Annotated in this window: 15 protein-coding genes; 9 read left to right on the top strand and 6 right to left on the bottom strand. The window is 55.9% G+C overall.

Features of this window, described 5'->3' with window-relative positions; translation table 11 throughout:
• Positions 1-490: 490 nt before the first annotated feature.
• Both thpD and ACT3T6_RS09465 read left to right on the top strand, forming a co-directional pair.
• A complete protein-coding gene (gene thpD / locus ACT3T6_RS09460) occupies positions 491-1474 on the top strand; it encodes an ectoine hydroxylase (protein ID WP_193053325.1) in 984 nt (327 codons plus the stop codon).
• 116 nt (positions 1475-1590) lie between these two features.
• The gene (locus ACT3T6_RS09465; RefSeq protein WP_172117345.1) at positions 1591-2256 is read left to right on the top strand and encodes a fumarylacetoacetate hydrolase family protein; all 666 of its coding nucleotides are present in this window, start codon (positions 1591-1593) and stop codon (positions 2254-2256) included.
• Positions 2257-2350: 94 nt separating this feature from the next.
• On the opposite strand, the gene speA is transcribed toward ACT3T6_RS09465, so the two are convergent.
• Entirely contained in the window at positions 2351-4264 is a 1914-nt protein-coding gene (speA, locus tag ACT3T6_RS09470; RefSeq protein ID WP_193053324.1) for a biosynthetic arginine decarboxylase, read from the bottom strand.
• Positions 4261-5220, bottom strand: a complete 960-nt coding sequence (locus ACT3T6_RS09475; protein WP_193053323.1) for a homoserine kinase — start codon at positions 5218-5220, stop codon at positions 4261-4263. Before ACT3T6_RS09475 ends, speA begins: the two co-directional genes overlap by 4 nt.
• Before the next feature lie 163 nt (positions 5221-5383).
• On the opposite strand from ACT3T6_RS09475, the gene polA reads away from it, so the two are divergent.
• Positions 5384-8158 (top strand): DNA polymerase I, encoded by a 2775-nt coding sequence (polA, locus tag ACT3T6_RS09480; protein ID WP_172117348.1) that lies wholly within the window; start codon positions 5384-5386, stop codon positions 8156-8158.
• A gap of 68 nt (positions 8159-8226) precedes the next feature.
• Here polA and ACT3T6_RS09485 read toward each other — a convergent pair whose 3' ends face one another.
• On the bottom strand, positions 8227-9252 hold the full coding sequence (locus ACT3T6_RS09485; RefSeq protein WP_172117349.1) for a Fe(3+) ABC transporter substrate-binding protein: 1026 nt from the start codon (positions 9250-9252) through the stop codon (positions 8227-8229).
• A gap of 236 nt (positions 9253-9488) precedes the next feature.
• Between ACT3T6_RS09485 and ACT3T6_RS09490 the strand changes: the two genes are divergently transcribed.
• Positions 9489-10589, top strand: coding sequence for an ABC transporter ATP-binding protein (locus ACT3T6_RS09490; protein WP_193053322.1), 1101 nt, complete (start codon positions 9489-9491; stop codon positions 10587-10589).
• Between the two features lie 18 nt (positions 10590-10607).
• On the opposite strand, the gene ACT3T6_RS09495 is transcribed toward ACT3T6_RS09490, so the two are convergent.
• Entirely contained in the window at positions 10608-12308 is a 1701-nt protein-coding gene (locus ACT3T6_RS09495; protein ID WP_193053321.1) for an ABC transporter permease, read from the bottom strand.
• A gap of 230 nt (positions 12309-12538) precedes the next feature.
• Here ACT3T6_RS09495 and ACT3T6_RS09500 point away from each other — a divergent pair, with 230 nt between their 5' ends.
• Both ACT3T6_RS09500 and ACT3T6_RS09505 read left to right on the top strand, forming a co-directional pair.
• A complete protein-coding gene (locus ACT3T6_RS09500) occupies positions 12539-14731 on the top strand; it encodes a tRNA(Met) cytidine acetyltransferase TmcA (RefSeq protein ID WP_319022129.1) in 2193 nt (730 codons plus the stop codon).
• A 39-nt stretch (positions 14732-14770) separates the two neighbouring features.
• The gene (locus ACT3T6_RS09505) at positions 14771-16237 is read left to right on the top strand and encodes an aminoacyl-histidine dipeptidase (RefSeq protein WP_193053320.1); all 1467 of its coding nucleotides are present in this window, start codon (positions 14771-14773) and stop codon (positions 16235-16237) included.
• Positions 16238-16308: 71 nt separating this feature from the next.
• On the opposite strand, the gene ACT3T6_RS09510 is transcribed toward ACT3T6_RS09505, so the two are convergent.
• Positions 16309-16785: a Dps family protein gene (locus ACT3T6_RS09510; protein WP_172117354.1), complete on the bottom strand. Its 477-nt coding sequence runs from the start codon at positions 16783-16785 to the stop codon at positions 16309-16311.
• A 233-nt stretch (positions 16786-17018) separates the two neighbouring features.
• Positions 17019-18158: a glycerate kinase gene (locus tag ACT3T6_RS09515; protein WP_193053319.1), complete on the bottom strand. Its 1140-nt coding sequence runs from the start codon at positions 18156-18158 to the stop codon at positions 17019-17021.
• A 121-nt stretch (positions 18159-18279) separates the two neighbouring features.
• On the opposite strand from ACT3T6_RS09515, the gene ACT3T6_RS09520 reads away from it, so the two are divergent.
• The 3 genes from ACT3T6_RS09520 to ACT3T6_RS09530 are packed head-to-tail and all read left to right on the top strand — an operon-like array spanning position 18280 to position 19897.
• Positions 18280-18840, top strand: a complete 561-nt coding sequence (locus tag ACT3T6_RS09520; RefSeq protein WP_193053318.1) for a hypothetical protein — start codon at positions 18280-18282, stop codon at positions 18838-18840.
• 35 nt (positions 18841-18875) lie between these two features.
• Positions 18876-19211 carry a hypothetical protein gene (locus ACT3T6_RS09525; RefSeq protein WP_226913402.1) on the top strand — a complete coding sequence of 112 codons (336 nt, stop codon included), beginning with the start codon at positions 18876-18878 and terminating at the stop codon, positions 19209-19211.
• Positions 19212-19264: 53 nt separating this feature from the next.
• Positions 19265-19897, top strand: a complete 633-nt coding sequence (locus ACT3T6_RS09530) for a DUF1007 family protein (protein WP_264298632.1) — start codon at positions 19265-19267, stop codon at positions 19895-19897.
• The last annotated feature ends 50 nt before the right edge of the window (positions 19898-19947 follow it).

A 19947-nucleotide genomic window follows, 5' to 3' on the forward strand; every position in this document is an offset into this window, starting at 1 on the left:
AATGAAATTGCCACTTTCTAAAGCCCTCTCCATTGGAGAGGGCTGTTGGCATGGCTTGGATAGCATGAAACCGCATGGCTGATTTGAGTTGGTAAAGTGTGTTAAAGTTAGTGCTGATAATCCCTTAAAGCGTCAATGTGGTGGCAAGGATGTTTTCCATCGCTACGGTCCAAGTATGAAAACTGGTCAGACATTTAAATAACGAAAGGTGGCTTTGATAGAGCAGTAAGAAATCTTTTTTATAATTCGTGAAAACTCAATGTTTGTTATCTTTAGGGTTGGCGTTTTCAGTCAATGTTGATTGGGTGTTGTAAGTGATTGACGGGTTTGGTTAAGTTTTACTTTATTAAACCGTTAAAAATCGCTTAAGCGATGTTGGTTTAATCCACGTTATAAAGGCTGTGTTATGCCTTGCAGAGACGTATAAGTTAGCTACCTTGTTATGGCAATGACATTGGTCTGAAATTTAATCATACAAGGAGTGGATTAGATGACAGTCAGCAATCTATCTTTTCATAATGTGACCGCCCATAAGCATTACAGCGAGTTAGCGGATTCGCCCTCTTCGCAACATGCGAAATTTTATGATCCCTATCCATCGCGCTTGGCACAGCCTCCTCAAGCACTTTGGCAGGCGCGTCAGGACGCCGTTGTAAAAGGGCGTCACCTGTCAGGGCCTTTAAGCGAACCTCAACTGGATGAATTTGAACGTAAAGGCTTTTTGTTTATCCCGAATCTGATTAGCGGTAGTGAGCTTGATGAGCTACGTGCTGAGATGCAGGCACTTATGAGTACGGATACTTACCGCGATAAAGACTTCAGTATTACTGAGCCTGAAAGTAACGAAATTCGTTCACTGTTTGCGGTACACCACCTTTCAGAACGCTTGGGCGCACTGGCCAGAGATGAGCGCGTGGCGGGCGCCGCTCGGCAGGTGATTGGTGATGATCCTTATGTGCATCAGTCACGCATTAACTACAAGCCGGGGTTCGCCGGTAAGGGCTTTAACTGGCACTCGGATTTTGAGACTTGGCACGCTGAGGATGGTATGCCCGGCATGCATGCAGTGAGTGCGTCCTTGATCCTGACCGATAATCACGAATTTAATGGCCCGCTGATGCTGATTCCTGGCTCGCACAAGAAGTTTGTGCCCTGCATGGGGGAGACGCCAGTGGATAACCATAAGCGTTCGTTGAAAGCGCAGGAAGTGGGCGTGCCAAGCCCAGAGGCTCTCACTGAACTGGTCGCCGAGCACGGTATTGAAGCGCCGAAAGGTAAGGCCGGTGGGCTATTGCTGTTTGATTGCAATACACTGCATGCCTCAAACGCTAACTTGTCGCCGGACCCGCGCAGTAACGTATTCTTCGTCTTTAACCGCCCCGATAATCGCTGCCGCGAGCCATATGCGGCCCCGCAGCAGCGTCCGGACTTTCTAGCCCATGACCCAGGCCATGAGTGGCGAGTCGATAAGTGATTGGGAGGATGAACGATAACCTCGTATTAGGTTGTGGAACATGCACATAGGTAGGGTAAACTGTTGCGTCTGTTGTTAAGAACGCGGCACGTATAATGAGAAGGAGAGTACCCGCCATGCGTCTTGTTCCACAATTTACTGACGGTCAGGCATTTCCCCATGCATTGGGTAAAGTCGTATGTGTTGGCCGCAACTATGCTGATCACGCGAAAGAACTGGATAATCCCGTTCCCAGCGAGCCGCTGTTATTTATTAAGCCTGCGACGAGTGTCGTGGATATAGAGCAGCCGCTGAGCCCGCCTTTTTCTCAAGGCGATGTACACTACGAAACCGAACTGGCCCTATTAGTTGGGGAAACCCTCACCCACGCGACGCCGGATGAAGCGGAACGTGCGATTGTGGGTATTGGTTTAGCGCTTGATTTAACGCTACGCGATGTACAAACGAAGCTGAAAGAGAAGGGCCACCCGTGGGAGATCGCCAAGGGTTTTGATGGGTCTTGCCCGCTATCCAGGTTCCTGCCGCTAAGCCGAGTACCCAACTGGAATGCGCTGGCCTTTACGCTGGAGGTTGATGGTGAAGCGCGCCAGCATGGGGAAGGTTCGGATATGATCTTTGCGATTCCCTCGCTGGTCGCGGAAATGAGCCGTCATTTCACGCTTGAGCCGGGTGATGTCATTTTAACCGGCACCCCCGCCGGTGTCGGTGAATTAACTCGAGGCACATCACTGCGCTTAACGCTGACCGGCGGTCTGGAAGTGACAACCACTGTTACTGAATAAGCCAGCGTTGCATAGTGAAAGCGCCCCTTGGTCATCCAGGGGGGACGCTTTCTATTGGTGCTGAAAAGTAAGGCAAAAAAGTAAGGCGATAGCGTTACTCTAAATACGTATAGCCTTCCAGTCCTTCGTGCAGGCTTGCCGCAAAGCTTTCCTGCTCTTGCTCTGAGAAATCGCTATTGACGATCTGCTCAGTCAGCTTTTGCATAAGTTCCTTGGCGTCAAAGTTGACGTAGGCCAGTACATCGGCAACGGTATCACCCGCCAGCGGATTGGAAAGCACCCACTCGCCGTGCTCGTTTAATGCGGCGTCAACCGAGTCGGTATCGCCGAACAGGTTATGCAAGTCACCCAGAATTTCTTGATACGCCCCCACCAGGAAAAAGCCTAGCCAGCGCTCATCTTCCGAGGGCCATTCGGGAAGGGGTAGGGTGCTTTCTACACCTTGTCCATCAACGTAGCTGTCGATACGTCCGTCTGAATCGCAGGTAATATCCTGAATGACAGCACGGCGTGTTGGGGGTTGATTCAGCCCGCTTAATGGCAGTACCGGGAAGATCTGCTCAATGCCCCACACATCAGGCACCGACTGGAACAGCGAAAAGTTAACAAACAGCTTGTCAGCCAGCTTCTCGGCGAGCTCGTCCATAATTTCGCGGTGTGCCCGATTACGAGTATCCAATTGACTGCGCAAACGCGCACAGGCGGCCAAATACAGGCGCTCGCCTTCGGCACGGGCATTGATATCGCTCAGGCCCAGCACAAACCTGTCCTGTAACTCGCTTACTGCCTGCAAGAGGTCATGCCAGGCCTCGACCAGCATGCGCGGCTCCTGAGGCGTGGCAAGCTGGTCGAACACGCGCCACAGGGCATCAACCTGTATATCGTCCCGAGGCGCCTTCTCGGGCGGCGTATCATCAATGCGCTCTTCGCCAATCACATTGGTAATAAGCACTGCGTGGTGGGCCGTCAATGCCCGGCCCGATTCGCTGATTAAATGGGGCTGAGGTAAATGGGACTCTTCGCACAGCTGAGCAAAGGCGCTCACCACGTTACGGGCATATTCACGCATCGAGTAGTTGGCAGAGCAGTAACTGCGCGAGCGAGTGCCTTCATAGTCAATGCCTAGGCCGCCGCCCACATCGACCGTATCAATCGGTGCGCCAAGGGTAATCAGGTTCTGATAAAAGCGGGCACACTCACGCAGGCCACGCTGAATGTCGCGAATATTGGCGATCTGCGAGCCCAAGTGGAAGTGCACCAGCTGCAGGCTTGCCAAGGCGTCCTGGGCGCGCAGCGTTTCCACCACTTCCAGAATTTGGCTGGCAGTCAGGCCGAACTTGGATTTTTCACCGCCGGTATTTTGCCACTTGCCTTTCCCTACTGAGGCCAGGCGCGCACGCAGGCCAATACGCGGGGTAACATCCAGCTCCCGGGCCTCTTCCATGATCATCGCAAGCTCGGAGAGCTTTTCCACGACCAGGTAAACACGGTGGCCAAGCTTCTCGCCCAGCAGGGCAAGGCGCACGTACTCACGGTCCTTGTAGCCGTTACACACGATTAGCGATGACCCGCCGCCCGAGAGAGCAAGCACGGCAAGAAGCTCGGGCTTGCTGCCCGCTTCCAGGCCCACTCGGCCATTACCGCGCTCGGAAGTCGCCAGAATTTCCTCGACCACGCGGCGCTGTTGGTTAACCTTGATGGGGTAAACCGCCGTGTAGCCGCCCTGGTAGTCAATATCACTCATGGCAGCATCAAAGGCGCCGCACAGCTGTTCAACCCGGTCGTGCAGAATATCGCTAAAGCGCACCAGAATAGGCAGGCGTAGGCCCGCCTCCTGCAACTGAATCACCAGCTCACGCAGGGGCAGGGTAGGGCCTTCGGCGTCGCTGCCTAGGGGGCGTACCAGAGCTTGGCCGTGGTCGTCTACATCAAAGTAGCCGCTGCCCCATTGGTCGATATTCCATGTGCGGCGAGCACTTAGTGCTGACCCACTTTGCGTTGCACTCATAAGTCAGCCTCAGGAAGAGGTAAGGCGCCATACGCAATGCGCGCGTTTAAGATGGTATGAAAACGCTCGGGGTCGTGAGGTGTTAAATCGTGAGCCGGTGGGTCAACGTAGACGACCAACAGGCGCGATAACCAATAGCGTAGCGCCGTCATGCGCAGCATTATCGGCCATACGTCACGCTCATCGTGGGTGAGTGGTCGGCGTGCCAGGTAAGCCCCCAGCAAGGCATTATAGCGCTCTGCATTGAGCGTGCCGTCTTCATTTGATGCCCAGTCGTTAATCACGATGGCGAGATCAAACAGTAGGTCACCAGTACAGCCATTATAAAAATCAATGATGCCGCCAAGCTGATCGCCATCGAACAGCGTGTTGTCGCGAAACAGGTCACCATGGATAGCCCCTTGGGGCAGCTTGGCGTACTGACTGAAGGCGCTTTCAAAATCCTCGACTTCGTTTTTCATTAATGCCTGATCATCAGGGCTTAAGTACGCCAATACTTTATGGTGCATGGCCTGTAGCCAGTGCAAGTCGCGGGGGTTCGGACGATGGCCGGAGAAGTGCTGTGAGATCACATGCAAACGCCCCAGCGTGTCCCCAAGCGCCCGGCACTGCGCCAGGTTAGGGGCGACGGGATGACGGCCCGGCATACGCGGAAATAGCAGGGCCGGTTTATCCGCTAGGCTGTGCAGTGCAATGCCATCGCGGTCATGAACCGGGCCTGGCACTGGCAAACGGTGTTCATCCAGGTAGTCCAGCAGGTCGACGAAGAACGGCAGCTCTTCATGTTCACCTTGTTCAAACAGGGTGAGCACCAGTTCTCGGCGCTGCGTGGTAACAAAAAACGTTGAATTTTCGGTGCCGCCCGCGACTCCTTGCAGAGATACAAAGCCACCAACATCAAAGTTGTCTAAAAACGTAGCGACCTGTGCGTCGCTAAGCGGGGTGAATACAGCCATGAAAGTCTCGCCCAGGTTGCTAAGCTGATTATTGTAGCGGCTTGCTGGCTGAGTTGGCAGCGTTGTTAAGCGCTTAAGCGTATTTGTATCCGCCAGTTTATTTCAGCCGCTGGCGCTTAGCGCGTATCATGACCCTATACTTTTTTTGCAATGGATATTGGTTATGGCCCGTGCCCCGATCGTGCTCGTCGATGGTTCCTCGTACTTGTATCGTGCCTTCCACGCGCTGCCGCCGTTAACAACCTCTAATGGCCAACCGACGGGAGCCGTTAAGGGCGTGCTGAACATGCTCAAACGGCTCATAAAGGATTATCCGCAAAGCCCAATGGCGGTGGTGTTTGATGCGCCGGGCAAAACCTTCCGTGATGAGCTCTTTGAAGACTACAAGGCGCATCGCCCACCGATGCCGGATGATTTACGCAGCCAGGTCGCCCTACTGCATGCCTGCGTAAAGGCGCTTGGCTTGCCACTTTTATGCATTGACGGCGTGGAGGCGGATGACGTGATAGGTACGTTAGCGCACCGTGCCACGCAGGCGGGTCGGGATGCAGTGATCTCCACCGGCGATAAAGATATGGCGCAGCTGGTGAATGCGCATATCACGCTGGTCAATACCATGAAAGATGAAACCTTGGATGAGGCCGGTGTGGAAGGCAAGTTTGGTTTGCCGCCTGCTCTGATTATCGATTACCTCGCCTTGATGGGCGATAAGGTCGATAACATCCCGGGCGTGCCGGGTGTGGGCGAGAAAACCGCCTTGGGGCTGCTGCAGGGAATGGGCGGCGGGCTGGATACCATTTACGGGGATTTAGAGCGGGTTAAAACGCTCTCGTTTCGTGGGGCCAAAACGTTATCCAAAAAGCTTGAAGAGCACCGTGAGCAGGCCTATCTCTCCTATCAGCTCGCCACCATCAAAGTCGACTGCGATCTGCCGGTTGGGCTGGATAATTTAGATATTGCGCACCCGGATCGCGAACAGCTGGTTGCGCTTTATAAAGAGCTTGAATTCAGGCAGTGGCTGGCTGAACTGCTGGAGGGAAAAGATGAAGGCGTGGATGACGTAAAAGGCGGCGAACCGGTATCTGACGATGCTGAGGAAACCAGTGATGCGCAGTCAGCCAGCCCTCAAGAGCGCCAGGACCATGTCATCGTTGAGCAAAGCGAACTGGACGCTTGGCTCAAGCGCTTAAAAAGCGCCAAGCGGTTCTGTTTTGACCTGGAAACGACCAGCCTGAATTACATGGAAGCCGAAATTGTGGGAATTGGACTGGCGCTCGACGCCGGTGAAGCGGCCTATATTCCGCTGGCCCACGACTATTTGGATGCTCCCGCTCAGTTGGATAGAGCCAAGGTTTTAGCTGCGCTCAAGCCGCTGTTCGAAGATCAAAAGACCATCAAGATTGGCCAGAACCTCAAGTACGATATTTCCGTATTGGCCAACTACGACATTATCGTTGCTGGAACGCTGGCCGATACGATGCTGGCCTCTTATGTACTGAATTCCACGGCAACGCGCCACGACATGGATTCGCTGGCGCTTAAGTACCTGGGCGAGAAAACCACCTCGTTTGAAGAGATCGCTGGTAAAGGCGCCAAGCAGTTGACCTTCAACCAGATAGCGTTAGAGCAGGCAGCACCTTATGCCTGTGAAGATGTGGATATTACCCTGCGCTTGTACGATGTGTTGCGCCCGCAGGTAGATAAAGAGGGGCGCCTGGCCCAGGTGCTGGATCACCTGGAGCTGCCGCTGATCAAGGTGATTTCCCGCATTGAGCGTAACGGCGTGGCGATAGATGCTGAGCGCCTACACGCGCAGAGCCAACAGCTGGATAAGCGCATTCGTGAACTGGAAATTGAAGCGTTTGACCTGGCCGGGCGTGAGTTTAATCTGGGCTCGCCCAAGCAGTTAGGCGAAATTCTGTTTAATGAGCTGAAGATCCCTGTTCTCAAGAAAACACCCAAAGGCGCGCCATCAACGGCCGAAGCGGTGCTTGAGGAGCTGGCGCTGGATTACCCGCTGCCCAAGGTCATCATGGAGCATCGCGGGCTTTCCAAGTTGAAGTCCACCTACACCGATAAGCTGCCGCGCTTGATCAACAAGGCAAATAACCGGGTACACACCAGTTATCACCAGGCGGTCACCGCCACCGGTCGTCTCTCTTCATCGGACCCGAACCTGCAGAACATCCCCATTCGCACCGAAGAGGGGCGCAAGATTCGTCAGGCGTTCATTGCCCGGCCCGGCTATCGCATTGTTGCCGCTGACTACTCGCAGATCGAGCTGCGCATCATGGCGCACCTTTCAGAAGACAAGGGCCTGCTGGAAGCGTTTGCCGAGAATCGCGATATCCACACGGCCACTGCCGCGGAAGTCTTCGGCACCGCGCTGGACAAAGTGTCCAGTGATCAGCGGCGTAGTGCTAAAGCGATTAACTTCGGGCTGATTTACGGTATGAGCGCGTGGGGCCTTGCGCGCCAGCTGCATATCGAGCGCAATCAGGCGCAAACCTATATCGACCGCTACTTTGACCGCTACCCAGGCGTGGCTCGCTATATGGACCGGATTCGCACCCAGGCCGCGGAAGATGGGTTTGTGGAAACCGTGCTGGGGCGCCGCCTGTACCTGCCGGAAATCCACTCGCAAAACCGCAACCGCCGTCAGGGCGCCGAGCGTACCGCGATCAACGCGCCCATGCAGGGCACCGCCGCGGATATCATCAAACAAGCCATGATCGACGTGGACGCTTGGCTTGCAGAGGGCGAGTTCGATGCGCTGATGGTCATGCAAGTACATGATGAACTGGTGTTTGAGGTGAAAGAAGAGCAGGTGGAAGCGTTTATTGGTGAAGTGCAAACGCGTATGCAAGCCGCCGCCGAGCTTAAAGTGCCGCTGATTGTCGAAGCCGAAAGCGGGGTTAATTGGGATGAAGCGCATTAAAAAGTAAATAGTGCGCACATGAAAACGGCCCGCCAAGTGGCGGGCCGTTTTGTATGCGTGGGGAGGGCTTAGCGCCAGCCGACGCGGTCAAAAATACGAATGGCTTCGGGGTTATTCTCACCCAGCACATTAATATTCAGCTCATCCTTTTTGAAGTCACCCCATGACTCTAATACCGGGTCTTTCTTGACACCGTCGACGACCGGGAACTCATAGTTACGCTCGGCGAAGATTTCCTGGGCGCCATCAGATGATAAGAACTCCAGGAATTTAATGCCGTTTTCCGGGTTTTGCGCATTGGCTACCAGGCCTGCACCGCCAACGTTAACGTGGGTGCCACGGTCGTTCTGGTTGGGGAAAATTACCCCCACCTTGCGCGCTGCTTCACGGTCAGACTCGTTGTCGGAATGGAGCATACGAACATAGTAGTAGTGGTTGGCAACGGCCAAGTCACACTCGCCACTAGCGACCCCAAGAATCTGGTCAGTATCACCACCTTCCGGGTTACGTGCCAGGTTGTTAACCACGCCCTGGGCCCACTCTTCTGCACCCTCTTCACCGTGATGCTCAATCATGGAGGCAAGCAGCGACTGGTTATAGATGTTGTTGGAGGAGCGAATGCACAACTGGCCTTCAAACCGAGGATCGGCTAAATCTTCGTAGCTTTCGATCTGGCTGGGGTCGAAGTTATCGCGGTTATAGAAAATTACCCGTGCACGCTGGCTAAAGCCAAACCATAAATTGTCAGGCTGGCGCATTGACTCCGGCAGACGCTCGCTCAGTACCTCAGAATCCACGCTTTGGAACAGGCCGTCCTGCTCGGCGCGCCATAAACGGCCCGCATCGACCGTCAGCATGACGTCGGCGGGGCTGGCAATGCCCTCACGCTGCATGCGCTCCATCAGTTGGTCGGAGTCGCCTTCCAGAACGTTCACTTCGATGCCCGTCTCGTCGGTGAACGCTTTATAGAGGATTTCATCCGAATCGTAGTGGCGGGCAGAGTAAATGTTAACCGCATCGGCAAGTGCTGTACTTGATACAGCAGCGCCCGCAAGAATGGCGGCGATAGAGACTGAAAGACGTGTTGTTTTCATATAGTTAGCGTCCTAAATGATTATGAGAATAAGTTGCATTAAGTTTTAGTATTGAATACTTTCGCAGTACCCGCGTCAAGGGAAAAAAGAACAAGGTGTTCGTGGTTGTGCAACCCTGCGTGCATATCAAGCGAATGAAAAATACAATGGTGTTGATATTCAACGCAGCCTGCCTAGCAGCACGCCAAAAGTGCTGGCTAAGTGAGACGCTGATTAAATGAGGTAATGGTGACATTATGGCAGTAACCGTATCAGCTCCCGATAACGCCACGTTACAGGCGCTTTCGCTACACGATGTCCACCATACGTATGCAGCAAACCAGGTGGTGAAAGGTGTCTCGTTAGAGATTTCCCCTGGAGAAGTCGTGTGTCTGCTGGGGCCATCGGGGTGCGGTAAAACCACGCTATTACGTATTGCTGCAGGGCTGGAAGCCCTTCAACAAGGTAGCGTTAGCCTGGAAGGGCAGGCCGTCGCATCACCCGACCAACGCCACCTTCCGCCGGAAAAGCGTAATGTCGGCCTGGCATTTCAGGACTCGGCGCTTTTCCCTCACTTAAGTGTGCTGGAAAACGTCACATTTGGGCTCAAACAGATGCCCGCGCGTCAGCGCCGCGAACGCGCGGTCGAGCTGTTGACTCAGTTGGGGATGGCGGATTACATCGATACCTACCCGCACATGCTGTCTGGCGGGCAACAACAGCGCGTCGCTTTGGCCCGGGCGCTTGCGCCAACACCCAAGTTGATGCTGCTCGACGAACCCTTTTCGAGCCTGGATGCACGGCTGCGTGACCGCATTCGTGACGATACGCTGCACGTGTTGAAGAAGCTTGGGTCAGCCACGTTACTGGTGACCCACGACCCGGAAGAAGCCATGTTTATGGCCGACCGAATTGCCCTCATGCGCGATGGCCGAATTATTCAAACGGGCACGCCGCGCGAGCTTTATTGCACGCCGGTCGACCCGTTTGTGGTGACCTTTTTTGGTGAAGTAAATGAGCTCAGCGGCACGGTTAAGCAGGGCCGTGTGCAGACTCCGGTAGGTGAAATAGATGCCAGCTGGCTGCCCGAAGGCAGTAAGGCGCGGATTATGATTCGCCCTGAGGCGCTGCGGCTTCAGGAACGCGACTTGCCCGCAGCCGCCCACCGCCATAGCCACGTGGTCATGGCAAAGCTACTCGGGCGTTCCAGCCTCATTCATTTGTGCGCCCACGGGGCTGATGGCCAGGAGGCGCATCTACATGCCCGCGTGCTTGGCGTCTTTCTGCCCCAGGAGGGCCAGCCGATTGATATCGACCTGGACCACTCTCAGGTGTTTGTGTTTCAGGATGAAGCCTAGGTAGACTTCCCCGTAGATTTACTGAGTATGGCTGCCGGGCCGCGCCCGGCGCATGGCCAGGCTAAGCAGAATCACCGGCAAGATGCCGACCACCACAATAGCCAGCGACGCGGTGGAGGCCTCAGCCAAGCGCTCATCAGACGCCAGGCTATAAGCACGCACCGCCAGAGTATCGAAGTTGAACGGCCGCAGGATAATCGTCGCGGGCAGTTCTTTCATTACATCCACAAACACGAGAATTCCGGCGGCCAGCAGGCTGCTACGCATCAGCGGCGTATGAATACGGCGCAGCGTGCCACCTGCGGTTTGGCCCAAAGTGCGTGAGGCGGCGTCCATATTGGGAGTCACTTTGCCCAGGCTTGCCTCAACCGCATTAAATGACACGGCCAAAAAGCGCACGACATAGGCATAAATTAAAATAAACGCCGAGCCGCTAAACACCAAGCCGATAATTTTTCCGTAGTGGGCGTGTAGCCACGTATTCAGCGTGTTATCCAGCCAGGCAAAGGGAATCAAGATACCTACTGCAACCACCGAGCCGGGAATGGCATAGCCCATCGCGGCGATTCGGGTAAATAGCCGGGCCCCGGGCGAGTTATGTAGCCGGACGCCATAGCTCAACAGCACCGCCAGGCCCACGGCAATCAGCGCCGCGACCATGGCAAGGCTGAGGCTGTTGGTAGCGAAGCGGATAAAGCGCGTGCCCAGCAGGGCGTCGCCCTGCTGAATGGCAAGGTTCAGCAGAATGCCGCTGGGCAATAAAAAGCCGATGACGATAGGCAGCAAGCAGGCGAGCGTTGCGCCGAGGGCGCGCCAGCCATGCAGGCGGTACTCGGGCAACTGTTGGTAGCGGTTGGTGGTATGAAAATAGCGCCGCTTCCCGCGCGAGAAGCGCTCCAGCAGCACCAGCACAATCACAAACGTTAGCAGGCAGGCGGCTAGCTGAGCGGCTGCCACGGGCTCGCCCAGCCCAAACCAGGTGCGGTAAATGCCGGTGGTAAAGGTATCCACGCCAAAAAACTGCACCGCGCCAAACTCGTTGAGGGTTTCCATCAGCACCAGCGAAACGCCACCCACCAGGGCGGGGCGCGCCAGCGGCAGGGCAACGCTTGCAAACAGATGCCAGGGGCCGCGACCCAGCGTGCGCCCTACATCGAGTACGCACACCGATTGCTCAAGAAAGGAGGCGCGGGCGAGCAAATAAACGTAGGGATACAGCACAAACGTGATCAGCGTCGCGGCGCCGCCTAACGAGCGCACGTTGGGGAAGTAGTAGTCGCCGTACTGCCAGTCAAACCACCCGCGCAGCGCACTCTGTAGCGGCCCTGCCACCTGCAAAAAATCCGTGTAAGCGTAGGCGATGACATAGGTGGGCACCGCCAGCGGTAATAAAAGTGCCCACTCGAAGATTCGTTTGCCCGGGAAGCGGCACATCACCACCAGCCAGGCGCTACCGGCGCCCAGGATTAACGTGCCCAGCCCCACCCAGAGCACAAGCCAAAAGGTATTCGACAGATAGCGGCTCAACACGGTGCTCGCCAAGTGCTGCCAGACGCCTTCCGTCGGCACAAAGATATAGCTCAAGACAACCAGAATCGGCAGTGCCACCGTCAGCGCAATCAAGAACAACGCACATGACCAGGGTGTGAGTGATAGCCTAAAGCGGGATATACCGTCAGCGAGTAGCGCCAATCGTGAACGGCGAGCGGGAATGGGCACGTCGTTGTCTCCTAAGACGAGGCTGGCAGGCTGACTCGTCAATGCGAAAAAATAACAGCTGTAAATGGTATCACTTGGGTAGTGTTGCTGCAGCTATCCCTGCGCTCAACTGCTCGTTAAGGTAATCAGCACTCCGTTTAGCCAACGAGTGTTGTGCAATGGGGAAAAACGGCGAAAATAGACCTACTTTTCGAGCTGTTTTTACGCAATAACGCGTGTCAGGAGTCTTGATGCCAAGGTTATCACCACCAAGCGGATTGACGAGAACGTTAAGCATGATTAGTGAGCGGCCAGTTCAAACACTAGTTGCCCATTCCAAGCGGCTGGAGAGGAGGCGTTGGCGTCAACTGGTATGGCTAACCGGTAGGCCTTGCGAATGTCGTGCCCACGCGCATCGGCTGTGGCAGGCTGCTAACTGGACAGCACCTTTATGGGTTGCTCATCAGGCCGATGATGTGCCCGTTGCGCCCTGGATAACGCCCCGTAAGGCGCGCACGCGTTTAGGTGCAGAGCATCAGCTCATCGTGCTGGATGCCAGTGGTGAGGCGGGCTTTGATCCTGACGCGCTAGGCGCGCTGGCAGGCACGTTGACAGCGGGCGGCTTGCTGGTGCTTATGACTCCCAAGCCTTGGGGTCGTCATCCGGACCCGGATTACGCGCGTTTTGCTGACCACCCTTGGCACTGGGAGCAGTTAACGTCGCACTATCTGGCGCGATTGGCTCGCCTGCTTCATGAGCGCACAGATGTTGTCCCTTGGCATGCCCCTGGAGTGCCAAAGCTGCCCCGTTTACCCGCCAGCACGAATTGTCCACAGAGCGTTAGCGATAGCGCGTGTCTCACGGGGGATCAATCGGCTATCGTTGCCCAGCTTGTACGTTTGAAGCGCCGCCGCCCAGTGGTGATTACCGCTGATCGTGGGCGGGGTAAAAGTGCCGCGCTTGGGATCGCCTGCGCACGCCTTTTAGAAAACGGAACCTCGAATATCATTGTGACGGCCCCTAGGTTAAGTGCCGTGGAGAGCCTGTTCGCTCGGCTTGAAGCCCTGTGCCCTGACGGAGCGCGCATCGCCCCAGGGCGCTTTCAACTCGCAGATAACCGCGAGCTGAGCTTTTTGCCCCCGGATGTACTTACCGAGCACGTTGCGGCCAAACAGTTGGGAGGCGATGGCAGCTATTTAATGGTGGATGAAGCCGCGGCGATTCCTGCTGCCTTGTTGGGTCAGTGGCTGGCGGCGTTTCCACGTATTGCGTTTGCGACCACCGTTGATGGCTACGAAGGTTCGGGGCGAGGGTTTGCCTTGCGCTTTAAAGACGTATTGACCCGGCTGACGCCGCAATGGAAAGCCTTGACGCTGGACACCCCCATCCGCTGGAGTGCCGGTGATCCTCTTGAAGCCGCGATCAACCGGTTGCTGCTACTCAAGGCGCCTTTGCCAGCCTTGGGGCAACGTGACAATTACGCGGATAGCTCATATACACTCGAACGTGCCGGCCTTGCCCAGGAGGAAGCTGCTCTTGAAGCGCTGTTTGGCCTGTTGGTGCAGTCTCACTACCGGACCTCTCCAGGTGACGTGCGTCAGCTGTTAGACGGGCCCGGAACCACGCTGCGTCTACTGGGGCAGAAACATGCCCCTCAAGCGGTTCTGGTGGCACGAGAAGAGGGCGGTTTTGATGCCACGCTTGCCGAGCAAGTCGCACGGGGCGAGCGCCGCCCGCAAGGGCATTTGATGGCGCAGTCGCTGGCCGCCCACATGGGCAGCCGTACAGCACTGACCGCCCGCTGGCGACGTGTCGTGCGTATCGCCACTCATCCAGACCGCCGCCGGGAAGGCCTGGGGCAACAGCTTATTGCCGAGGATGTTCAGGAGGCCACGGAGCGAGGCATTGCGCTTTATGGCGCCACCTTCGGTGCCGAAGCGTCGCTACTGCGCTTCTGGCTTGCCCAAGGGTTTCAGCCCGTGCGGCTGGGCATCACCCGTGAAGCGGCTACCGGGGAATTTGCGGTGATGGTTGCCAAAGCGCTGAACGTTGAGGGGCACGCGGTACTGCATTCGTTAACGGCAGGGTTCAGCGCAGCGCTGCCCAGCTTGCTGGCGTTTGAATTAACCACGCTGCCCGCCGAGGTAGTCACACTGTTACTACGCGGGCTGCCTTCTACACCGCTAACCCCAGAAGAGCGCCAAGCCATCAACGATGTCGCCTATGCGCACCGTGACCCGGCGCTGGCGCGGCCTGCGCTACAAGCGCTGGCACGAGAAGCCAGCCACGTGCCCTCATCAGGCATGGCAACCGCGCATCACCAACTGGCGGCGTGGGCCTTTCAAAACCAGCCTTTAGCCGCCGCGCATAATGCGTCCGTTCGTGCACTACGCCAAGCGGTGGGGCAGGTGGCATCAATGCATGCTTTTCCCTCGTCGCCTTGAGGAGTAAAGTGGGTCGATTACCGATAATGAAGAGCTTTTATGAACGCACATTTAGACGCGTTAACGCCGCCTATCGTTTGGCGCCATTTTCGTACGCTGTGTAATACGCCGCGTCCCTCGGGTCAGGAAGCTGCATTGGTCGCGATACTAGAAGCCTGGGCCGATGCTCAAGGGCTTGCTCACGACCGCGATAGTTTTGGCAATTTGCGCATTTGTAAGCCGGCATCACCTGGCTGCGAATACGCCCCAGGGGTTATTTTGCAGGGCCATCTGGATATGGTGGCCCAGGCCAATGCTGGCAGCGCCCATGATTTTTCGCGTGATCCAATAAGCACCTACGTCGCCGATGGTTGGCTGCATGCTGAGGGTACGACGCTTGGGGCTGACAACGGAATGGGCGTGGCGGCTATTCTTGCCGTGCTTGAGGATGCAGCGCTTACCCATGGTCCGCTTGAAGCGCTGTTTACTCTGGAAGAAGAGACCTCAATGGGAGGCGCGCTGAACTTGGCAGAGAACTGGCTGAAAGGCTCATTGCTGCTTAACCTGGACAGTGAAGACCGCGGTGAAGTGTATATCGGCTGCGCGGGCGGTGGCGATGTGGTGGTGGATGCCCAGCTACCCGTTGCCAAGCTACGCGACGATGAGCAACTGGTCGAGATTGCACTGACAGGCCTTAAAGGCGGCCATTCAGGCATGGATATCCACAAGCCGCTGGGCAATGCCAATCGCCTGCTGGTGCGTGCGCTGCGTACCCTTGAAGGGTTTGATGGGCGGCTGGTTAGCTACCACGGCGGTACGCTGCGTAATGCGATTCCTCGTGAAGCGTTTGCTCAGCTGGCCTTGCCCGCTGACGAAGTGGATGCCGCCTTCGACGCGCTAAAAGCGCTGGAAAGTACCCTGCGTGCCGAGCTTGGCAGTGGCGATAGCGGTCTGGTGCTGACGGCAACGCGTGCGGTGAATAATGTGTCAGTAGACCCGCTAACCCTGGACGCCAGTGCCATGTTGGTGGCCGCGCTTCACGCAGCGCCCTGCGGCGTCGAGCGCATGAGCGCTGATGTGCCCGGTGTTGTTGAAACGTCCAATAATCTGGGCGTACTCAGCCTGGAAGAGGGGCGTTTGCATCTATGTGCGCTGGTACGCTCCTTGCACGATACCGCAATGATCGCTTTGGCCGACCGCTTTGAGGCACTGTTTGGGTTGATTGGCGCACGTGTCCGTGTCGAGAATAGCTACCCCGGTTGGGCGCCGAATCCTGGCAGTGCGCTGTTAGCGATTTTTAACAAACGCCATGCCGCGCTGTTTGAGAAAGAACCCGCTGTTAAGGTCATTCACGCGGGGCTTGAGTGCGGCATTCTGGGCAGTAAATATCCCCACCTGGATATGGTCTCGTTTGGCCCGCTGATTCGTGGGGCTCACTCCCCGGATGAGCGGGTGGAGCTTGCATCGGTCGATGAGTTCTGGCGTATGCTGCGCGCGTTGATGGAAGATTTGGCCCAGAAAGGCTAGCCAACCTCGGGCTAAACAAAACGGCACCGCGAGGGTGCCGTTTTTGCATCTATCGCTAAGAAGAGCGCTTATCACTTACCGAGATAAGCGTTCAGCATCCAGATGGTTTTTTCCTGCTCGCGAATGTAGTCGCTGGCTAGTGAGGCTGTCCCTTCATCATCAGCGTCAGAGGCGAGTGAGAGCACTTCGCGCTGAAGCTCAATTAGGACCTGGTATCCTTTGATAATGCCGTTAACGCAGGCTTTGCCGTCGTGTACGTCTTTATCTTCCTGAATATGCGAAAGCGTGGCGTAGTCACTGTAGGCATGTACCGGCTTGTGACTCAGGGTGAGGATACGCTCGGCGACTTCATCTACCTTGGTCAGCAGGTCCGTGTAAAACTCTTCAAACTTGGCGTGCAGTTCAAAAAAGTCGCTACCCTTCACGTTCCAGTGGTAGCCGCGCACGTTCATGTAAAAAATCTGATAGTTCGCCAGCAGGTGGTTGAGTTTCTCGGCAAGCTGGCTGGCACTGCCTTCATGAAGGCCGATGCTATTGGTATCGGTCATGCTGTCTCTCCTTGTTGGAGCCGTGTAGCACGGCTATCAAATCGTTTGATTAGCATAAAACGCTGCTGGAACATTGCAAAACAGGTTTTTTGCATCGTACTCATAGCGTTATGACATTACCGTGACGGCAACACCGCCCGGTTTTAATAACTGGATCTTAAAACGGACCATGTATCGACGTGGCTTTCACGAACGCTGCCTAACAACAGTAATGCTGCCGTTCGAGATGTTTTTCAAGGGGCCGCCGGGGTTAACCATAAACGAATAATTGTTTCACAGCGTGCCGCCAGCAACTCGGCTGTTCTGGGCAAAGCCTGTTCCAGCGTCATGGGGCCATCGGCCAAGGCAAAGGCCGCGGTTACACCTTCATCAAGACAGGCTTGCCAGCCATCGCCCAGGCTGCCCGCTAAAATAACCACAGGTTTACCCAAGCGCTTGGCCGCACGGGAAACGCCAATGGGGGTTTTGCCCGACATGCTTTGTCCATCCAGGCGTCCCTCACCGGTAATGATCAGGTCAGCGTTATTGAGCAGAGTGGGCATATTCGCGTGCTGCATAATCAATTCGATGCCCGGTTTCAGCGTCGCGTTAAGAAACGCGCTGGCTGCAAACCCCATTCCGCCTGCGGCACCTGCGCCGGGCAGGTCTCGGTAGTCATGCGCCAACGCGCTGGCGCAAATGTCGGCAAAGCGGGCAAGCGCCAAGTCAAGCTGAGCTACCTCTTCAGGGGAGGCGCCTTTTTGAGGGCCAAATACCGCACTGGCGCCCCGTTCACCCAGCAGTGGGTTATCCACATCCACCGCTGCTTCCACGTTGAGTGAGGCCAAGCGTGGGTCCAGCCCAGAAATATCCAGCGATTCAAGGCCTGCAAGCGCAGCACCGCCTGGCGCAAGTGGCTTGCCATGTGCATCCTGAAACCTGGCGCCCAGGGCTTGTAGCATGCCAGCACCGCCATCGTTGGTGGCGCTTCCTCCTAGCAGTAGCAGTACGTTTTCGGCGCCCTGGTTAAGCGCTGCGAGAAATAACTCGCCTACCCCAAAGGTGGAGGTTTGTAGCGCGTTGCGCTCTTGAGGGCTTAAGTGTTGTAATCCGCTGGCTTCTGCCAGTTCGATAAACGCGGTACGCTGTTCGCTAAGCCAACCCCAGGCGGCATCGCGGGGTCGTCCAAGTGCATCGTGAACCGTTTGATAGCACCGCTTGGCACCGGTTGCGGCAATTAATGCATCCAGACTTCCTTCGCCACCATCAGCCAACGGGCAGCAGTGTGTTTGCGCGCCGGGGACCGCACTACGTACGCCTTTAGCCATCGCCTTGGCTGCTAATTCAGCGCTTAGGGCGTCTTTAAAACTATCGGGGCAAAGCAGGATATTCATCGCACAATCTCCGCAAATGACGGTCTCTAATCTATTGTAATGATGAGAGGAGCTTAACGCGCTGCTTGCTGATAGACCAGTTGCTGATAGACCCGTTGTGATCATCGCTCGAGGATCTAACATGAAGTCGATACCGATTAGCTTAACCTGCCTGCTGGCGCTGGCTGGCTGCCAGGTGACGCCAGACCGTCTGCCCCAGGCCGAGCCTGCCCCCTCAGCGGCCTGCTATTTTTCTAACAGTGCTGAAAGAGACTCCCAGGAAGTGCTTCGCCAAAGCGTTGCGCTGCTCACCGAATCGGGATTTGAACTGAATTCGACGGATGCGACGTTAGGCCTGGTCACTGCTAGCCGCACCCAAGCGCTGCGTGGCTATTACGATCCTTATGATAACGCCTACGGTTATGGTCGCGGCATACGTGCCTTCGGCGGGTTTGGATTGGGAGGCGGCGGCGGTATCGGCATCGGAATGGGCTTTGGGGGCGGGCTGCAACAGCAGCCAGTCGAGGTCGAACGGGTCTCACTCCTGATCCACGACGACCATATTCGTATCTCGCGCGATATCCGCCGCTTCGACCATCTGGGCGATATGCGGGAGTCGTACAGTGCGAGCAACGATGATTTTTGTCAGCGCTTTCAAACGGCGCTTGAGCAATACAGGAGGCCAACCGGGAGAGGGTTATGAGGCGAGGCCGTTGGGATATCAGGTGGGTAGGCGTGATGCTTTTGAGTACATGGCTTACCGGCTGCGCAACGACGTCGCCGTCTGTCCCGCGTGAGCTTGTCTATCCAGCCTCGGTCGATACGACGTTTCGAAGTGCTGTTGAGCTGATGATGAAGCAAGGGTACGTGATACGCCATGCCGATTTGACCCTGGGGCGTGCAGAAGCCTCGCTAGCCCGCTGGCCTGAATACCGTTTGCAACTGCAGGTGAGTGAAGCCGGGAGTGGTAGCCAGGTGAGTGTCATGGCTTGGCGTGGCAATCAACCATTGGCGCCTTATTTATTGGATCCGTGGCTAGTGGATTTACAAGCAACGTTGGGATTAGCACCGTGAAGCAGTGTGGTGATCAAAGAGTAAGTACTTTTTATAGCGGCAAATGTTGGGCGCTGGGCGCTGGATTGATCGGCTTGCTGATGAGCCCGCTTGCAACCGCACATCCGCATGGCTGGATTGATTTCAGTATCCGAGTCATGACCGACGAGGAGGGCGTTGTGCGCGGGTTGCATCACGCATGGCGGATGGACCCTTTTTATAGCCTGGTGGTGTTTGAAGAGCTCCAGCATGTGGATGGCGTTAGCCTGGAGGTTGGGCTTGACCGGTTAGGCACTGAAATACGCGATAATCTTGCGGGTCAGCACTACTTTACAGACGTTCGTCTGGATGGCGAGCCGTTGGCATTGGGCGAGGTAACCGAATACACGGCCAGGGAGCATGACGGGCGGCTTAGCTTTACGTTTATCCTCCCGCTACAAACGCCCCAACCCTTGGCGGGCCACGTGCTTGATTATCAAATATACGATCCAACGTATTATATCGAGATGGTTCATGAGTCAGAAAATAACCAGCCTAAAGACGACGCCTTGGTGCTGCACGGGGAACCTGCCTGCGAGCTAAGCATCTTAATCGCCGAACCTGACCCTGAGCTGGTCCTGCAAGCTGCTCTGCTGGACCAGGATGAGGAAGCCGAACCAGGGCTTGGACGGTTTTTTGCCGAAACAGGGCGTGTTGATTGCCGCTAATCACAAGCTGCAGACCCGACGAATTCTATGAATGTATGAAATAAGGTAGT

Origin of the sequence: Halomonas sp. 72 (genome assembly GCF_052379785.1) — a bacterium.
Lineage (GTDB): Bacteria > Pseudomonadota > Gammaproteobacteria > Pseudomonadales > Halomonadaceae > Vreelandella > Vreelandella citrativorans.